The sequence below is a fragment of the Nocardioides sp. GCM10028917 genome (assembly GCF_042666175.1).
Taxonomy (GTDB): Bacteria; Actinomycetota; Actinomycetes; order Propionibacteriales; family Nocardioidaceae; genus Nocardioides.
In genome coordinates this window covers 259,930-274,476 of the sequence record NZ_JBHTFL010000008.1, presented here as the reverse complement: position 1 = coordinate 274,476, position 14,547 = coordinate 259,930, and the positions used below count along the sequence as shown (strand labels likewise).

General features: G+C 70.6%; 13 protein-coding genes. 4 read left to right on the top strand and 9 right to left on the bottom strand.

Annotated features, from left to right (window positions below; translation table 11 throughout):
• Positions 1 to 171: 171 nt before the first annotated feature.
• Positions 172 to 1,239, bottom strand: coding sequence for a substrate-binding domain-containing protein (locus ACFQW6_RS17800; protein ID WP_378548420.1), 1,068 nt, complete (start codon positions 1,237 to 1,239; stop codon positions 172 to 174).
• A 231-nt stretch (positions 1,240 to 1,470) separates the two neighbouring features.
• Here ACFQW6_RS17800 and ACFQW6_RS17795 point away from each other — a divergent pair, with 231 nt between their 5' ends.
• Positions 1,471 to 2,211: a hypothetical protein gene (locus ACFQW6_RS17795; protein ID WP_378548417.1), complete on the top strand. Its 741-nt coding sequence runs from the start codon at positions 1,471 to 1,473 to the stop codon at positions 2,209 to 2,211.
• Positions 2,212 to 2,433: 222 nt separating this feature from the next.
• Here ACFQW6_RS17795 and ACFQW6_RS17790 read toward each other — a convergent pair whose 3' ends face one another.
• The 5 genes from ACFQW6_RS17790 to ACFQW6_RS17770 are packed head-to-tail and all read right to left on the bottom strand — an operon-like array spanning position 2,434 to position 6,045.
• Entirely contained in the window at positions 2,434 to 3,312 is an 879-nt protein-coding gene (locus ACFQW6_RS17790) for an SDR family oxidoreductase (protein ID WP_378548414.1), read from the bottom strand.
• Positions 3,309 to 4,049: a hypothetical protein gene (locus ACFQW6_RS17785; RefSeq protein WP_378548411.1), complete on the bottom strand. Its 741-nt coding sequence runs from the start codon at positions 4,047 to 4,049 to the stop codon at positions 3,309 to 3,311. Before ACFQW6_RS17785 ends, ACFQW6_RS17790 begins: the two co-directional genes overlap by 4 nt.
• A 36-nt stretch (positions 4,050 to 4,085) precedes the next feature.
• Positions 4,086 to 5,030: an NAD-dependent epimerase/dehydratase family protein gene (locus ACFQW6_RS17780; protein WP_378548409.1), complete on the bottom strand. Its 945-nt coding sequence runs from the start codon at positions 5,028 to 5,030 to the stop codon at positions 4,086 to 4,088.
• Positions 5,027 to 5,683, bottom strand: coding sequence for a hypothetical protein (locus ACFQW6_RS17775; protein WP_378548406.1), 657 nt, complete (start codon positions 5,681 to 5,683; stop codon positions 5,027 to 5,029). The genes ACFQW6_RS17780 and ACFQW6_RS17775 overlap by 4 nt, the downstream gene beginning before the upstream one ends.
• The gene (locus ACFQW6_RS17770; RefSeq protein WP_378548403.1) at positions 5,680 to 6,045 is read right to left on the bottom strand and encodes a hypothetical protein; all 366 of its coding nucleotides are present in this window, start codon (positions 6,043 to 6,045) and stop codon (positions 5,680 to 5,682) included. Before ACFQW6_RS17770 ends, ACFQW6_RS17775 begins: the two co-directional genes overlap by 4 nt.
• 129 nt (positions 6,046 to 6,174) lie before the next feature.
• Between ACFQW6_RS17770 and ACFQW6_RS17765 the strand changes: the two genes are divergently transcribed.
• The 3 genes from ACFQW6_RS17765 to ACFQW6_RS17755 all read left to right on the top strand — a co-directional run bounded on the left by ACFQW6_RS17765 (position 6,175) and on the right by ACFQW6_RS17755 (position 10,381).
• Positions 6,175 to 9,195, top strand: coding sequence for a BTAD domain-containing putative transcriptional regulator (locus tag ACFQW6_RS17765; RefSeq protein WP_378548400.1), 3,021 nt, complete (start codon positions 6,175 to 6,177; stop codon positions 9,193 to 9,195).
• A gap of 328 nt (positions 9,196 to 9,523) precedes the next feature.
• On the top strand, positions 9,524 to 9,832 hold the full coding sequence (locus ACFQW6_RS17760) for a response regulator transcription factor (RefSeq protein WP_378548397.1): 309 nt from the start codon (positions 9,524 to 9,526) through the stop codon (positions 9,830 to 9,832).
• A 177-nt stretch (positions 9,833 to 10,009) separates the two neighbouring features.
• On the top strand, positions 10,010 to 10,381 hold the full coding sequence (locus ACFQW6_RS17755; RefSeq protein ID WP_378548394.1) for a response regulator transcription factor: 372 nt from the start codon (positions 10,010 to 10,012) through the stop codon (positions 10,379 to 10,381).
• On the opposite strand, the gene ACFQW6_RS17750 is transcribed toward ACFQW6_RS17755, so the two are convergent.
• The 3 genes from ACFQW6_RS17750 to ACFQW6_RS17740 form a co-directional block, all read right to left on the bottom strand.
• Entirely contained in the window at positions 10,315 to 12,405 is a 2,091-nt protein-coding gene (locus ACFQW6_RS17750; RefSeq protein ID WP_378548391.1) for a hypothetical protein, read from the bottom strand. The two genes, ACFQW6_RS17755 and ACFQW6_RS17750, sit on opposite strands and share 67 nt — an antisense overlap.
• A 1-nt stretch (position 12,406) precedes the next feature.
• Entirely contained in the window at positions 12,407 to 13,729 is a 1,323-nt protein-coding gene (locus ACFQW6_RS17745; RefSeq protein WP_378548388.1) for an ATP-binding protein, read from the bottom strand.
• Positions 13,730 to 13,816: 87 nt separating this feature from the next.
• Complete coding sequence (locus ACFQW6_RS17740; protein ID WP_378548385.1) at positions 13,817 to 14,479, bottom strand: response regulator; 663 nt, start codon at positions 14,477 to 14,479, stop codon at positions 13,817 to 13,819.
• Between the last annotated feature and the right edge of the window lie 68 nt (positions 14,480 to 14,547).

Genomic DNA, 14,547 nt, shown 5'->3' with positions numbered 1-14,547 from the left:
CGGCAGGCGGTGACATGACGCAAGCGCAACGGTGCGCGGAGGGAGGCTTGTGAGTGCTGGCCGGATCAGCGCCAGCTGGGCGCCGCCTCGCCATTGCTGTCGTGTCGACCGGGTCGCCTGGAGAGGCATAGTCAGGGTTGGGCAACAGGAACCTGTGCTGGCGGTGGTATGTCAGTGTGACCCGCAGCTGTCGCGAAGAATGAGCTCGGTGGGCAGCACGGTGCGCCGCGGGCGGGGCTTCTTGCCGTCGATCAGGTCGGAGAGCGTTCGCATGGCCTTGACGCCGATCTCGCGCGCGGGGACCTCGACCATGGTCAACGGGGGGTCGACAAGCGTCGACAACGGCGAGTCGGTGTAGCCGACGATGGCCAGGTCGTGCGGGACATGCAGCCCTCGTAGCCTCGCCTCGTACAGCGCCCCCAGGGCCAGGTTCGAATCGGCCGCGAAGACAGCGGCGGGGGGATCGGGCGACTCCAGCAACCGGGACAGGGCCGCGCGGCCGGCTTCGGCGCTGAACTCTGGCACCTCGGACACGAGCTCGGGTGAGGGTGCGTGACCGGCGTCCTCGAGGGCCTTCAGGTATCCACGGTGGACCTCGGCGACGTTGGGCAAGGTGAGGGGAGGTGTAAGGAGTCCGATCCGGGCGTGCCCGTGGTCGTTGAGGTGACGTGTGGCGGCGTAACCGCCGCCGGACCCGTCGAAGACCAGGCTGTATCCGCGCCGCTCGGGTTGGTCGACGTAGACGATCGGTGGCAGCCGAGCGATGCCGTCCTCGGGGACAGGATCCGGCGTGGAGCCGACGGAGACCGCGATGATGCCGTCCACCCCGCGCGCGATCAGGCGACGCATCATGGCATCGGCGAGGGCGGGTGAATCATGGGAGTCGGTGATCAGCACGAGTGACCCCCGCTCGCCGGCGGCGTCCTCGATTCCGCGCAGCAGGGGAAGGTAGAACGGGTTCAGGCCCGCGATGAGCACGGCGATCGTGTTGGCTCCGAACCCGACGGCGCCACTCGGCGGACCCGCGGTCGGCGTCGCCAGCACCACCGAGCCGATTCCTTGCCTGGTCTCGACCAGACCGTCCGCCTCCAGCTTGGCGTAAGCGGCACGGACCGTGTTGACGTTGACGCCGAGGTCGCCTGCCAAGGAGCGGACAGAAGGCAGTCGGTCACCTGGAGCGAGCTCCGCATCGGCTATCTGCAGGGCGATGCGGGCACGGATCTGCGCCGCGATGCCCAAGCCCGATCGAGGGTAGAGCTGAAAGGTTGACAACTGTTCCTCCTGAGGCCTACCGTCGTGAATCTAACTGTATCAGTGATCTAGCACAGTAGAGGTGCACGGTCGTCGACCCAGAGGAGGGTCACCATGTTTCCGACCAGGCTTCGTGCGGGCAGCGGGACACTCTCGACCCACGGCGAAGAAGGCCGAAGGACTCGCCTCCGCGCAGCTCGATGGGCACCGGCGCTGCTCGTGACGCTGGCCGTGCTGCTCGGTGCGTGCAGTGCCGAGTCACCCGACTCGGGCTCCGCGACGACCGGCAGCCCGAAGACCACCGCTCCCACCGAGGCAGACGAGCCGTCGGACGGCTTGTTCAATCCCTTTGATCCCGACGAACCGACACTTCCCGGTGGGGTCAAGGTGCTGTCGCAGGACGTCGAGGGCTTCGCCCCGGTGGATGCAGGGCGGTACGCGGTGCGGGTCTCGGAGTCGCTGCTGTACCAGTTCGACCTCCCCGCCTACTCCGACGTGCACAGCGGGGTGTACCTGAACCCGGGCCGACGGGCCGGCGGAGACTCCATCGTCTGGCTGACCCAAGCGAACAAGCGCACCTCACTGCCAGTCCACCCATGCCGAAACCACGACCGCAAGGTCGTCGGGCCAACCGTCGGCGACTTGGCGTCAGCGTTGCACCGCCAGCCCTATCTCACCACCACCAAGCCGGTCGCGGTCACCGTCGGCGGCGCGGACGGACTGTTCGTCAAAGCGAGTGTCCCCGACGACGCGAACGTCTCGGCCTGCCAGGACGGGTCGGTTGACGTCATCATGCAGGACCCCCAGGGCGTCGAAGAACCCGGAACCGTCGACCGGATCTGGATCCTGGACGTCGACGGCGTCCGACACGTCCTCCGGGCGCGCACGTTCGGAGCGACCAAGCGTGACGCGAAGCTTGTGACCCAGCTGGTCAAGTCCATCACCTTCACCCAGGACTGACCGCTCGACAGGATCGATGTACGCGGGCGAGTAGGAACCCGGGCGGTGCAGTGGCGGCGGATCGGCCTCCGCTGGGATGTCCCTGGTGGACGTCAAGCAGCGGAACCCGAGAGCTGGGTTCATCTTGTACGGGTCATCAAGTTGTTGCCGGATCGGTCGATAGTGGCTCCATGAATCGGCGCTCTCAACGAGTCAGCTCGGTACTGGTCGCCTTGGCAGCGCCTAGTTGTGGCGAGATGTGGGGGAGTTCACCAGTTCGTCACACACCTGCCACAGACGACGGGCCACGGCCTGGTCGTGGCTTCGGGGTGACGACTTCCTCGGCTTGCCGCGGGCGAAGAAGGCCCCGGTCGTTGCTCCGACAGCTGGGTCGGCGGCGAGCAGGACCGAGGTGGCCGCACCTTGGTCGGCTCGTCGCATGAACGGGCGGGCGAACGGGACGATCAGGCGTTGGCTCCGCCCCGGGTCCGAGGCCCCGAACCCGGTGCTGACGACTCCCGGGTGCAGGGCGTTCGCCGTGACGCCTTTGCCCGACATACGTCGCGCGAGCTCGTAGGTGAAGAGGACGTTGGCGAGCTTGGACTGGTTGTAGGCGCGGGCTCCGGAGTACCGGTGCTCGCCTTGCAGGTCGTCGAAGTCGATGCGTCCGAGGGCCTGGGCGTTCGACGCCACGGTCACCACCCGTGCCGGCATGGAGGCGGTGAGCCGTTCGAGGAGCAGGCTCGTCAACAAGAACGGGGCCAGCTGGTTCACGGCGAAGGTGCGCTCGAGACCGTCGACGGTGGTGTGGCGGGTGTTCCAGTAGCCGCCGACGTTGTTGACCAGCACGTCGAGCCGGGGAAGCGCGAGAAGCACCTCGGCCGCGACGCGCCGCACCTCGGCTTGGGAAGACAGGTCCGCGGTGTAGGCGTTGGTCTGGGTCCCGCCGGCGGTTCCGATCTCGCGGGCCGCGGTCGCGGTGCGCCCGGCGTCGCGACCGATGATGGACACGGAGGCTCCCATCTGGGCGAGGCGGAGGGCGGTCGCCTTGCCGATGCCGCCGCTGCCTCCAGTGATGAGGACCGCCTTGCCCGTCATCGGCCGGCTCGATGGGTTCGTCATGCCGGTGTGCGCTGGCTGTCGGGGAAGACGGACGCCTGCTCGGCGGCGTACGGCCTCACCAGCAGCCAGCTGACCAGGAGCAGCCAGGCGCACCAGGCGACGTAGCCGGCGAAGTTGGTGAGGCTTGCTGCCGGCACGAGGGGGACGGCGATCCCGGTCGCGATGAGCGCGGCGGCGGTGTAGCCGATGGCGGCGGCCCACCGCGGTAGGACCGTGCGGCGAAGCGCCCGCACGACGAGCACGGTGAAGACGGCGGTGAGCGCGTAGCCGATCGTCTCTCCGACGACCTTGCCCAGCACCAGGTGGAACAGCTCGAAGCGGGCCTCTGCGTCCTCGCTGGCGGCCGGGTCCAGAGCGTCCTTGGCAATGCCGGGCACGAGCGTGATCCAGCGCTGCAGGCCGATGACCTGGACCGTGGCGGCTGCGATGCCGACGATGGCGATCCATCGGCCGAGCCGGCCGCCGGCGAGACGCCCGAGGGCGATGCCGGCGGGCGCCATCAGCGCCGCGCTGACCGCGAGGACGAGGAACCACGTGGTGACGGAGGTCTGGTTCTCGCGGAAGAGCGACAGGACATCGCTGGTGGGCTCTTCGAGGATCTGGGGGTACTCGAAGACGACTCCGAGGACGGTGAATCCGGCGATCGCCAGCAGGGACGCCGAAGCGAGGGAAGCGGCGGCCACACGAGCGTGCGTGGAGCTGGCATGGGTCGTGGGGCGGGTCAGCGTGGTGGACATCAGGGACTCCTGAGGTGAGGGGACGGACGGTGTGTGTCAGCCGGCGTGAGCGAGGGCGGCGTCGCGGTACCAGGCGACGGTGGCGGCGAGGCCGTCGTGGAGGGCAGTCGCGTGCTCGCCGAAGCGGGCGCGGTACTTCGCGTCGTCCACCACCCACCGGTCGGTGAACTGGTAGAGGGTGTGCTGGTACTCGCGCATCATGGGCTTGATCAGGCCGAACGCGCCCAGGGTGAGGCGGCCGGCGGCGAGCGTGCGGGGTCGGTGCCCCGTCAATGTGTAGACCTGACCGATGAGGTCCTGGGTGGTCTGCGCCGACGCGACGGGCAGGTGCCAGATCTGCCCGGTGACGCCCTCGGCCGCGGCCAGGTTCACGAGCGCGGCCGCGACATCCGGGGTGTAGGAGTAGCTGTGCAGCTGCCGGGGATCGCCCATCACCTGCGCCGTGCGGCCGGTGATGGCCGGGCCGAAGACGGACTCACCGAAGGCGGAGTGGGTCGTACCGGGTCCGTAGTAGTCCGATGCGCGACCGATCACGACCTCGACGTCACCCTTGGCATGCGCGAGGAGCAGCTCCTCGGTCATCGCGGCGCGGGTGGCCGACTTGTCCGACGTGGGCGCCGGCGCCATGGTCTCGACCAGGTCCCGCCCGCGAGGCGGGCCGTAGGCGTAGAGGTTGTCGAGGACCACTAGGCGTGCCCCGGCGCTCGCCGCACCAGTCAGCACACCGCGCTGGAGGGGAGGGAACTGCTCCTCCCAGCGGTCGTAGCTCGGTGCGTTGAGGCAGAAGTAGACCGCGTCGGCGCTTGAGCAGACTCGTTCGGTGAACCGGGTGTCGCCGGCGTCACCGGCCATGAGACGAGCGCCGGGGAGGTCGGCTGCGCCGTTGCGGTTGACGGCGATGACGTCGTGCCCGTCGCGGACGAGGTGCTCGACGACGAGACGGCCCACCTGGCCGGTGCCGAAGACGACGTGGCGGCTCACGACGCGCTCCCCATGGGCCGGGCTGCACTGGACGGCCTGTCGGTGGACCCTGGACCGGCCAGCACCAGCGCGAGCGGCGCCGTCAGTACGGCGACCACGATGGCGCCGCTGGATCCGAAGATGTAGAAGTGTTGGTCGACGGAGCTGCCGATGACGGCCTCAGAGACCAGCCAGCCGAGTGCCCATGTTCCGCTGAGGACGAGGGGCCACGCAAGGGCGACAGCCCTCAGGTGGCGGATCAACAGCACGCCTTGAGCGGCCCCGACGAACGCACCGGTCACCGCCCCCAGCACGACGAGCGACGTCGTGTCGGTGGCGTAGTCGGTGAGGGCCGCGCCGAGCGCCGTCCCGGCCGCGAGCCCGGCTGCCGTGCTCAGCACCCAAATGATCGAACGGGGGCGGGTGGGACCGAAGGCCCAGGCCTGTGCCAGGCCGAGGACGACGCCAGTGAGGGCTCCTCCCGCGAGAGCGGTGGGGATCGACTCCAAGGGCCCGATGGTCAGGAACGCGACGTACCCACCGACGGGGAAGCCGAGGAAGGACACCAACCAGCGGCCGAACGTGCGCCAGGGGCTGGATGGGGCCGTGCTGCTGGGGTCAGCTGGACGGGGGCCGCTCGCCGCATCGCGCGGCTTGGCAGGTGTGGTGGTCATGATGTCGTGTCCTCCGGGCTGGTGATGGATGTGGGTAGGACCTCTGATGGGGCCGGACGTCCAGCGATCCAGGACGCCAGCAGGTTGTCGGGGTAGTCGCTGAGGTGGTCGCGCACGAGCGCGTCGAGGCGGTCGGTGTCGCCGCCCAGGTGGGTGCGGGCGAGGACGACGAGCTGCCGGTCGCGGCTGGTGGTCGAGAGCGCCTCGGCCCTGTCGAGGATGTCGCCGTGTCGACCGAGCAGCGCGGCGGCCACCAGGAGGGGAGGGGAGCTCGACGTCTCAGAGGCACGGATGATCTGGGCGGCGGCGGAGGGGTCACCACCGATGAGGCGGTGCAGCAGGACGAGTGTCGGGTCAGGCATGGAGGAACCCTGCTCCGCGGCGCTGACGACTGGCTGACGGGCGCCGGGACCGGCCGTCAGCATTGCTTCGGGGGCGGAACGTCTAGTCCGCGCGGCGCAGGAAGCGGTTCAGAGGCCTACTGTCGAAGCATGCTGACAGTCGCCCTGCTGGGCGCGGTCGAGATCCGCCAACGTGGGTCGATGCTCACCGTCCCGGCAGGTCGGACCACCGAGCTGCTGGTCAGGCTGGCTCTGTCACCAGGGGGCCGCGTGCGCACCGATGCGCTGCTGGAGGACCTGTGGGGCGGAGCGTCGGCGAACCGGAACACACTGCAGTCCAAGGTCTCCCAGCTGAGGCGAGCCCTGGGCGACCGGGATCTCGTCCGCGGAACGGGGGACGGCTACGTCCTGGCCGTCGATCCGCAGCAGGTCGACGCCGGGCGCGCCATCGCGTTGGCAGCCGCGGCGACCGCCGCTCTCGAGCGCGGCGAATCGTCCGAGGCCGCCGCACGGGCACTCGAGGGCCTGGCTCTGTTCCGCGGCGACATCCTCGTCGATCTCGGCGGTTGGGCGACTCCGCACCGGGTCCAGCTGGAGGAGGTGCGACTGACTCTCGTCGAGGTCTCGATGACTGCGCGCACCGATCTGGGTGCCGGAGGCGAGCTCATCGGAGAGCTGGAGATGCTCGTCGCCCAGCATCCCCTTCGCGAGCGGCTCTGGGCTGCACTGATTACCGCGCTCTACCGCTCCGGTCGGCAGGCGGAGGCGCTGACCGCCTACGCGCGGGTGCGAGCGCTGCTGGTCGAGGAGCTGGGCGTCGAGCCCGGGACGGAGCTGCGACTTCTTGAGGTGCAGGTGCTCCGCCAGGGAGCCCTCGTGTCGAACCCGCGCCCTCACGACGCGCTGGTCCGCCCCGGCAACCTGCCTGAGCAGGCAGCCCAGCTGATCGGCCGCAACGGCGACCTCGCCCGGGTGATGCAGTCGATGGACAACCACAGGATCGTGACCCTGGTCGGTACGGCGGGCATCGGCAAGACGGCTCTCGCCCTCGCATCAGCCCATCGCCGTCAGCTGCCGGGCGGTGTGTGGCTGATCCGGTTGGAAGGTCTCGATGGCAGTGCCGACCTGAGGAACGTCGTCGCCGGCCAGCTCCACGTCTCCGGAGGCGATGCGGCCCTGCTGGAACGGCTGGGCGGTGCCCAGACGCTGCTCCTGCTGGACAACTGCGAGCACGTGGCCGAAGCCGTTGGAGATCTCGTCTCGTGGCTGATGGACACGGTTCCCTCCGTGCGGTTGCTTCTGACCAGCCAGGCGCCGCTACGTGTCGGGGGCGAGTGCGTCCACCACCTGTCACCGCTCGACCAGGCCGATGCGGTGTCCTTGTTCACGACCCGTGCGAAGGCTCTGCGCGACCGCTTCGTCCTCGACGTCTCCACCGCCGACCTCGTGGGAGACATCTGCCAGTCCCTCGACGGACTCCCTCTGGCGATCGAGCTTGCAGCGGGGCGTGTGAGATCCATGTCGGTCGAGGACATCGCACGGCGCCTTGACGACCGTTTCGCCCTGTTGCGCGACCCCAGCAGCACCAGCACGGAGCGGCGGCGGGCACTCGCCGGTGCGATCGGATGGAGCTACGACCTGCTCTTCCCCGACGACCAGCGCGGGCTGTGGGCGCTGTCGTGCTTCACCGGCGGAGCCACTCTGGACGCGGTCGAGCACGTCCTGGGCGCGCTCGGCGTGCCCGTTGGTGCGACGGTGGACGTCATCACGCGCCTCGTCGACCGTTCTCTGGTCGAAGTCGACGCCGCTGTCGACGGTGCCGTTCGCTACCGGCTGCTGGACAGCATCTCGACCTTCGCCGCCGACCGGCTCGAGGACAGCGGTGGAACGCCGCTCGTCGCGGCCGCGCACGCGACCTGGTACGCCGACATGGCACGGTGGTGCGCGCAGCACGTGCGGACCGCCGGACAACCCGGATGTCTGCGCATCGCCCGAGCCGAACGGGACAACATCGACGCCGCCCTTGCCTGGTGCAGCGAGCACGACCCGGAACTCGGCGCCGAGATCGCCACCGAGATGGGATGGACGTGGGTGGTGATGGGCGAGGGACCCGTGGGTGCCGCACGCCTGCGCAAGGCGAACACCTTCCACGCAAAGCCTCTTCACCGTCTCCGGGCCCACCTGCTCGCAGCGTGGCTCGAGGCCTCGGCCGGTGACCTGGTGCTCGCCGAGAACGACCTCGGCGCCGCCCGACGCATCGCCACGGCGTTCAATGACGACCTGGACTCCGCTGACGTGGACCGGCACGAGGCGTTCCTTGCCCTGCAGCAGGGTCGAGCCGACGTGGCGGCGCGATCCGCACGTCGAAGCCTCGACGCGAACCAGCGTGCGGAACGAGCGTGGGAGACGGCGGCCAGCCTGATCCTGGCCGCTTACGCGGCCCTCATGGTCGGCGACACCGCGACGGCGGCGGCAGAGGCGACGGCGGCCGTGGAGATCCTGTCGCCGATCGACGATGCGTGGGCCCTCGTGCACGCCCAAGGGCTCCTCGCGGGCATCGCGCGGGTGGAGGGGCGTCTCGACGAGGCCTCGCACGCACTTCGCGGAGCAGCCGAGAAGTCGCGCGTGCTGGGCTTCTCGGGGCAGGCGGCGCTGCACCTGGCGAGCCTCGGCGAGGTCGAGCGTCAGCTCGGGCAGGACCGGCGCGCCGTGCGAACCCTGCGTCGGGCGGTCGACCAGGCCATGGCCGGTGGGGACGGACGGCTCGCGGCGACCGCGCGGCTGCACGTGGCCCAGCTGCTCCGCGCGGAAGGGGAGGGCCCGGCAGCCCTCGACCTTCTTGAGCAGAACGTCGAGTGGTACGCGCACGCAGGCGGCGGCGACGGTGCCTTGTTGAGCACGTGCATCCTCGTCGCCGACAGGCGGGACGCGCCGGCACTCGCCTCGGTCCTCGACGAAGCCCGCCGGACGCACGACGTACCGGTGCTGGTCCACGCCCTCGACGCCCAGGCCCACCACGCGGCCCTGGACGCTCAGCCGGCCCTGGCCTTCACCCTTCTCGGGCGGGCCGACGATGCGGCTGCACTGGCCCCGACCGCCGTCCCCGAGCGGGAACGTCTCGACAAGCGACAAGCGTTGTCGCTCCTCGCCGGAGCGAACGCTAGGCGCTGAGCAGGCGGACCCTCAGGCGGTGTCGTCGCGGCATGAGTCCATAGATGACGGTCGGCACCGCGATGGTGGCGAGCACGTAGGTGCGTGAGCACCGGGTTGAGGTCCGAGTGCGGTCAGGGTGGGCCCGATAGCACTGCTCGTGAAGGCGTTGGTCTCGACGAGGCCGCGGGGGCGCTGCCCATCTGGAGTCGGAGCATGCGCGGGCGAAGATCGTGGTCTCGCGGACTGTCCATGCCGTTCCAGGGGGATAGGCCCCACCGTTCGTACGGTGCGCCCCATTCCACGTGCCGTTCCGAGCGGTCAAGATCCAGTGAGGAGTGTGGTTCCCATGACCGACGTGCGAGTGCTGGTGGTCGACGGCGAGGCGCCGTTCCTGCGGACCATGAGTGCCGTGGTCGAGGAAGCGGATGGCTGCGAGGTCATCGGTGAGGCGGCGTCCGGGGAGCAGTGCCTGGTGGACTCCGCGCAGCTGCTTCCCGACCTGGTGCTCATCGACGTCGACCTGCCCGGGATGGACGGGGTGGAGGCCACCAGTCGGCTCCGCGCCCGGCCATCGCCGCCGGTCGTGCTGCCGGTGTCGACCTGTCATGAGGATGCAGGCGCCCACCTTGTTCCCTGGTGCGGCGCTGCGGCGTAAGTCGCCAAGGCGGCGTTCGGGCCGGACCGGCTCCGTGCCGTGTGGGAAACGGCGTCGGGGAGGATCGCCGCCGCGTGACACCGCTGACGCGCTGGGGTTGATCACCTCAGTCGTGCGGCTCACCCCCTCCTCCCTGCAGTCCTGCCCCACCAGAGTGGGCAGCGGAGGTGTGCCGGAGTGATTCCCGTGAGCGTGCTGATCGTCGACGACCAAGCGCCGTTCCTGCGTGCCATGAGCGCGGTCATCGAGGAGACCGAGGGGTTCTGGGTCGTGGGCCGGGCCGGCTCGGGCGAGGAGGCGGTCGTGGCGGCACGGGCGTTGCTCCCCGACCTGGTGCTGATGGACGTCAACCTCCCCGGCATCGACGGGCTCGAGGCCACGAGGCGTCTACGGGCCCGCACCTCGGCGCCGGTGGTGCTGTTGCTCTCGACGTACGACGAGGACGCCGGCGCACGCTTCATCGCTGAGTGCGGAGCGGCGGCCTACGTCACCAAGTCGGCCTTCGGCCCGGACCGACTGCGGGAGGCATGGACGGCAGCGACCAACTGACGTGGGCGCGGGAACCGCGCCTCCACGGAGGTGAGGCCCTCCTCGTTCGCCAGGGAGACGGTCCCGCCGGCGGCCTCGACCCGATCACGGATGTGGCTCAGCGGCAGCTGGCCCCCGTCGCCGCCGGTGACCGCCACGAGCAGCTCGTCGCCGACAGCCGACAAGGCGACCCGCACGGGGTCGCCGAGGTCGCGCGTCGCCTCGGCGACGCAGAAGTAGGCAGCGGCCTCGACGCGGGGATCGAAGCGCCGACCATCGGCGTGGCCGTCGAGCACGAGACGGCGGGAGCCGCCGGTCCTCGTGAAGAGGGACTGGAGGGCGGTGGGGAGCCCGGAACGAGCGAGCTGGGCGGGAAACACGCCGCGGGTGATCTCGCGCAGCGACTCCAACGCTGCGTTCACGGCACCCACCATCGGGTCGAGGGAGGGACCGAGGGCCCCGTCCGGGTCCGTGCCCTGGCCGTCGACCACTGACAGCTGTCGCAGACGCTCGGGCAGCGGCTGCAGGTGGGGGAGGACCTGACCGGCGATCGCTCGCTCGAGACGGCTCCGCTCGGCATCACCGGCGTTGATGAGCCGACGGCGTGAGCCGCTCAGCTCACGGGTGCGCTCGCCCAGCTGCTGCACCTGACCCGACAGCTCGACCGTGAGTCGCGCGTTGCGGAAGGCGAGTCCTGCCTGGTCGGCCAGGTCGGTGAGCAGCTGGTGCTCGCGGCGGCGCATCGGATGCCCGGTCGGCATGGTCACCGTGATGCTGCCGAGGCGTTCCCCGTGGTGCATGACCGGCAGCTGCAGCCCGGGAGCGTCAGGGGCGGTCGCTCGGCCGGGCGGCCAGCTCGCCGTCTGGTCGGCGCCGCCGGCGACGTGCAGCACCACCGATGCCCTGGTGGCATTGACCGCACGCGCTGCGGCCTCGGCCACCGCCGGCAGCAGCGACGCGGGATCGGGGCTGGTGCCGAGGCGCCGACTGAAGTCGGTGAGCGCTTCGTACGGCGCAGCCGCAGTGCCGTACGCCAGCCGGTCTGCCACCCGGACCACCCAGCTCCGCAGGGGCTGGAAGGCCAGCGCCACGACGGCCGTGGCGAGCACGGAGGGCCAGAAGCCGTTGGTCCCCTCCACCGCGAGGCCGACGGCGACCACGACGAGCACGTAGCCCGCCGCGACCAGCACGGTGGCAATGGCCAGAACGACGGCGCGGTTGACGATCACGTCGATCTCGAGCAGCCGGTGGCGAAGAACCGCGACCGCCACGCACAGCGGTACGGCGACCTGGGCCACCCGCAGCGGAAGCGCCGCCAGCCACGTCCCCTCGACACCGGTCAGCCGCGGCACCACCAGGATCACCACCACGCCCACGGCCAGCAGCGCGGCAGCCGACGCGACCCAGAGCAGCTGGCGGCGTACGTCGTCGCGCGAGCGTCGGAGCCGCACCACCAGGGACACTGCCGAGGCGATGAGCCCGACCGCGACCAGCATCCATCCGACTGTGAGAAGTGGCTCGGTGATGGCGCGGCTGCTGTCCCGCTGACCGTAGATGAAGTCCCCGGGCGGCGTGGTCAACGTCCCCAGGGTGTGCAGCGCGACCCCGGCACCGGTGAACCAGACGGCCCAACGCCACCGACGCGAGGGCAGGCGGCCGTCCGGTGCCAGGAGGAACACCAGCACCAGTGCAGCGAAGGCGGGCCAGCCGAGCAGCGGTGCCGCCCACAGCGCCAGGTGGCCCGAGACCTCGCGTCCGGGATCACCGCTGTCGAGCGCCCAGATGCCGTAGGCATCCGCAGCCAGGGTGACCGCCAGCAGGCTGGCGACGGACAGGAGCCAGCCGATGGGGTGCGCGGGATGGCGCCGGACGATGAGCGCACCCATCAGGGCACACCCCACACCGGCCAGGGGCGCCAGAGGCCAGCCGTGCTCGGCCCAGGTCGCTTCGGTCCACAGGGAGCCGTGCGCGGCGGTGAAGACGGTGTCCAGGACGGACGCGACCAGCACGACGCCCAGCACCGCCCAGGCGAACGGCGCTCGCACCTCAGGCCGCCCGATCGTTGACCAGGGCCGTCACGGTGGTGCCCGTGCCCAGCGCCGACGTCACGGTCAGGACTCCGCCGACGGCGTCCAGCCGGTCACGCATGTTGGCCAGTCCCGCGCCTGTCGGCTGCCCGCCGGAGGCGTGGAAGCCGTCACCGTCATCGATCACCACGAGCCGCGACGTCCCGGCGTCTGCACTGAGGCGCACCAGGAGCGTGCTGCCCCCGGAGTGCTTCGCCGCGTTCTGCACGGCCTCCATGCAGCAGAAGTACAGCGCTGCCTCGACCGTGGCAGCGAGTCGCACCATCCGGTCGGCGGTGATGGTCACCGGGATCGCGCTGGTGGCCACGGCGGACCGCAGCGCCGCCACCAGGCCCTGCTCGGACAGCAGGCTCGGGTAGATCCCGCGAGAAAGAGAGGAAAGGGTCTCGATCGCGACCGTCGTGGCGTCGGACTGCAGTCCGAGGAGCGCCGCAGCACGAGCCGGCGAGCTGTTCGAAAGGCTCTGCGCCAGCCGCAGGTTGACCGTGAGGGCCACCAGGTGCTGCTGGGCTCCGTCGTGCAGGTCTCGCTCCAACCGCCGCCGTTCGGCGTCCTGGGTCTCGATGAGCCGCCGTCGTGACGCCTTCAGCTCCTCCGCCTGCTCGACCAGCTCTGCGTGCCGGACCTCGAGGTCGGCCCGGATCCCCACGTGGCGCAGCATCAGTCCAGCCCGGTCCGCGAGAGCGGTGAAGAGCCGTTCCTCGATCGGGGCCAGCAGGAGGCCGGGGCGCTCCTGGAGTCGGAGGACGCCCAGCAGCTCCCCGCCGTGCGTGACGGGGAGGGCCCGGAGCCCCGGCCCGGCGGCATCGCGTGCCCCCGGCAGGAGGGCGGGTGGCGTCTCGGTGGCCTCGGCGTCCGCCGGCCACGTGGCGGACAGGGTCAGGTGGTCCGACACCGACACCCACACCTGGGCCCACCGTGCACCAGTCCCCTCGGCGAGCAGCCGAGCCATCCGTGCCGGCAGGTCGTCGGTCGAGCCCTCCTCAGGCACGCCCTCGGAGAACCGACTCAGGACCTCGTAGGGCGCCGCGGACCCGTCGCCGAGCAGTCGCGATGCCCACCGCTCGGCGTCGGTCTGCACGCGGACGAAGGACAACGCCACCGTCGCCGTGGCAAGGACCGATAGAGCGACGCTCGGCGAGTCGGTGCGGCCGATGACGGCCCCGCCGCCCCGGACGACCACCACGTAGACGCCCGCCACGAAGACGGTCATGCAGATCCACACCAGCACCCGGTGCAGGACGCGGTTGTGCAGCCGACCGGTGCCGCGGCGGATCCTCATCCTGTGAGTGTGCGCCTCATGACCGTCACGCGACAGGACACCGGCCGTACCCCTCGGGTGGGGCTGGCCCCCGACCCGACCCGCTGGTCAACCGCCTCGGGCCTCCACGTAGGCGAGGACGGCCATGACGCGCCGGTTGGTCTCGCGCTCGTCGACCAGCCCGAGCTTCTGGAACACCGAGCCGATGTGCTTCTCCACCGCCCTGTCACTCATGTACAAGGTCTTGGCGATCGTCGCGTTGTTGCGCCCGGTGGCCATCACCGCCAGCACCTCCCGCTCACGATCCGTCAGCCCGAGCAGCGGACCTTCACCGGCTCGTCGGGCCAGCAGTGCCTCGACGACCAAGGGGTCGAGCGCCGACTCTCCACGCGAGACCGCGGTGAGCGCACGGACGAGCTCGTCCAGGTCGCCGACCCGCTCCTTGAGCAGGTATCCCATGCCGGCGACCCCCTCGGACAGCAGGGCGAAGGCGTAGTCCTCCTCGACGTACTGGGACAGCACGACGACTCCGGTGCCGGCGTGCTCGGAGCGGATCCGCTTGGCCGCCACGATGCCCTCGTCGGTGTGCGTGGGCGGCATCCGGATGTCGGTGAGCACCGCGTCGGGGGAGCGGGCGGCCACCGAGGCCAGCAGCTCATCGGGATCGGCCACGACGTCGACCAGGTCGACGCCTTCGACCTCCGACAGCAGTGCGGCGACGCCCTCGCGGACGAGGTAGTTGTCGTCGGCGAAGACGACCCGCAAGGCCATGACCCGACTCTAGTGGTGGTGGCGCATCTCGGCCGGGGTGCTGGCCCCTGCAGTCGTGCTGTCAGCCC

Coding starts and splice junctions, on each gene's coding strand:
- ACFQW6_RS17765 (WP_378548400.1), top strand. CDS start 6,175: ATGCTGACAGTCGCCCTGCTGGGCGCGGTCGAGATCCGCCAACGTGGG.
- ACFQW6_RS17790 (WP_378548414.1), bottom strand. CDS start 3,312: ATGACGAACCCATCGAGCCGGCCGATGACGGGCAAGGCGGTCCTCATC.
- ACFQW6_RS17785 (WP_378548411.1), bottom strand. CDS start 4,049: ATGTCCACCACGCTGACCCGCCCCACGACCCATGCCAGCTCCACGCAC.
- ACFQW6_RS17770 (WP_378548403.1), bottom strand. CDS start 6,045: ATGCCTGACCCGACACTCGTCCTGCTGCACCGCCTCATCGGTGGTGAC.
- ACFQW6_RS17740 (WP_378548385.1), bottom strand. CDS start 14,479: ATGGCCTTGCGGGTCGTCTTCGCCGACGACAACTACCTCGTCCGCGAG.
- ACFQW6_RS17760 (WP_378548397.1), top strand. CDS start 9,524: ATGACCGACGTGCGAGTGCTGGTGGTCGACGGCGAGGCGCCGTTCCTG.
- ACFQW6_RS17745 (WP_378548388.1), bottom strand. CDS start 13,729: ATGAGGATCCGCCGCGGCACCGGTCGGCTGCACAACCGCGTCCTGCAC.
- ACFQW6_RS17775 (WP_378548406.1), bottom strand. CDS start 5,683: ATGACCACCACACCTGCCAAGCCGCGCGATGCGGCGAGCGGCCCCCGT.